The sequence below is a fragment of the Shewanella sp. MBTL60-007 genome, assembly GCF_019654915.1.
In the GTDB taxonomy this organism is placed as follows: Bacteria; Pseudomonadota; Gammaproteobacteria; order Enterobacterales; family Shewanellaceae; genus Shewanella.
Window position 1 is genome coordinate 1 of record NZ_BPET01000125.1, and the last position, 2356, is coordinate 2356.

Genomic DNA, 2356 nt, shown 5'->3' on the forward strand with positions numbered 1-2356 from the left:
AGGGATTTTAAATCCCTTGTGTCTACCGATTCCACCACACGGGCAAACTCTTTGACTCTGGCGATACGTATTATCGGTATTAATACTGCTTACTCATACTTGAACAAGCTCACCAAACTCTTAAATTATGGAGGCGCGACCCGGAGTCGAACCGAGATCGACGGATTTGCAATCCGCAGCATAGCCATTCTGCCATCGCGCCACTTTGTTTCCCTTCTTGCCGGGAACGAGGCGTACTTTACTAGATTTGAAAAATGAGTCAACCAATTATTTGTTGTTTTTATTCATACGGTTAAATCGCGAACAATGAACTTAAATTATAAACAAAACAAGGTTAAAGCTTATTCTGCCATCGCTTTATTAAACTGTTAACTTCAACAAATAGATTGGCTAGCAGCTAACTCAGTGAAAACACTAACCAGGTGAGCAAATAACAACTGTAAAAAACTCTTAATTTGAATGTGATTTATTGATGCATTATTAACCTAAACGCTTGTTACAAGATAACTTTATGTCACTTTAAAGCTATCAATTGTTGCTTTAAGTTTCTTAGACTGATGTAAGACTATGTCTGTAGATTGCTGCGATTGTGCAATTTGTTCTTCATTAGCACTGGAAATTACGACTAGATCCTGCAGATGGCCTTCAACTTCCTTATTCGTATACTGCTGCTCTTCGGAGGCAGTGGCTAATTGTGAGGTTTGTGATGACAAGCTTTGACACAAGGTTTCAACAGTAACAAGTTCATTCTTGGCGTTTTTACTCTTATTCAGTGTATCTTGTGCTGTTTGGGTCGACTCCTCAAGAATATTGACCACAACGGTAATTTTTTTCTGTAACTCTTCAATTGTTTCATCAATAGCTAAAGTTGCTTCATCTGTTTTGCCCGACAAGTTTCTAACTTCATCCGCAACTACTGCAAAGCCTTTACCCTGCTCTCCTGCTCTAGCAGCTTCAATCGCAGCATTAAGTGACAGTAAGTTAATTTGAGACGCCAGCTCCTGAATAGCCTTAGTTACACTTTGAATTTTTGCCGATTGCTCATTTAGTTCAGAGATCTTTTCTTGGCCACTTAGCAACTTTTCATTTAAACCATCAATCTCAGCATTTGATTCTCTTGATATTTCCAAAGCTTGTTCATTAGCTTTACCGAGTTTGTTAGATGCATCGTCTGTTGCATTAATTGAAAGGTTTATTTCCGAGTTAACCGTTACTAATTCATGAACAGAGCTGCTAATGCTATTTACCCGAGCTACAGCATCGCTAAAACCTTGAGTAGTCAAATTTAGTTTCTCAGACATTTTATGACTAGCAAGGTTAATCGCTTCATAACTGTCTCTAATCTCGTGAAAAGCTTCTTGAAGTGACCCGATAAATCGATTAAACGAGCGAGCAATATCGCTAAACTCATCATGACCGTCAAAGTTGATTCTACTTGTCAAATCTCTGTTACCGGTAGAGATAGCTTTAACCATATGATTTAGCGCATTAAGTCTAGAATTAATATTGCTTGCTATTAAAAAAACGAAACCCAAGGTAAATAAGAGCAAAACAAGCCCCAAAATATGTAGAGTCACCTTTTTCTCGGTAATATAATCGGCGATCAACAGGGAAATGTTTTTCGCATTCTCCATTATGACGGCTTCAGCCTCATGTGCAGTCTCTCTCATCAGCCCCCTAAGGCCCTCATTATGCTCAAACCCCATCTTCAAATGTAAGTTAATAAGTTCGTTATAAACATTAAAATAAGAATCATAAACAGGTTTAACCGCAGGGTATTCTGCAATTGCTATCTCTAATGATTTTTTGCTAGAAAGTAACTGCTCAAGAGTTTCCTGAGAGTGATGGATGCGGAATTCATAATCAGACTCTATAAGCTCAACCATAAGGTGCTCAAGACTAATGGAGTTCGTACTAACAATAGCTGCCTCTAGTTTCTTTCTGGACTGATCAATTTCCTTTTCAAGTCCGTCTTTGTCATAGATCTGATGTGAGAGCTTTGCCAGTTCTACAAATGATTTTTGATAGGTCTCCAGCTTACTAAGGGTAGTTGAATTATTAGTCCCCCTATTAAACAACATGAGGTAATCTTCATTCAGCTTAACTAAATCCTTTTTTATATGAACCATTACATCAGCATGCTTCTCTAGATATTTATCATCCATTCTTGAAAAGAAATCCTTTTCATGGCGTCTTAAAGCAAGAAGCTCAGCTTCAATAAACCAATTTTGAGAGGCAACCTCCTCTGCATATATGATTTTGTTTATAATAATGCTTTCAAAAACGCCATAAAACAGCATTGATATCGTTACAAGCGAAGCGAGGATTATCAGCTTTAACCTAATTGTCATTCCTT

General features: G+C 37.7%; 1 protein-coding gene and 1 tRNA gene. Both read right to left on the minus strand.

The genetic code is table 11. The features are described from left to right. Nucleotides 1-128: 128 nt before the first annotated feature. Nucleotides 129-202 (minus strand) — tRNA-Cys (locus K5Q92_RS23545). 307 nt (nt 203-509) lie between these two features. Beyond that, nucleotides 510-2356 (minus strand): methyl-accepting chemotaxis protein (locus tag K5Q92_RS23550; protein ID WP_220771220.1); only part of this gene is annotated, 1847 nt, incomplete at its 5' end.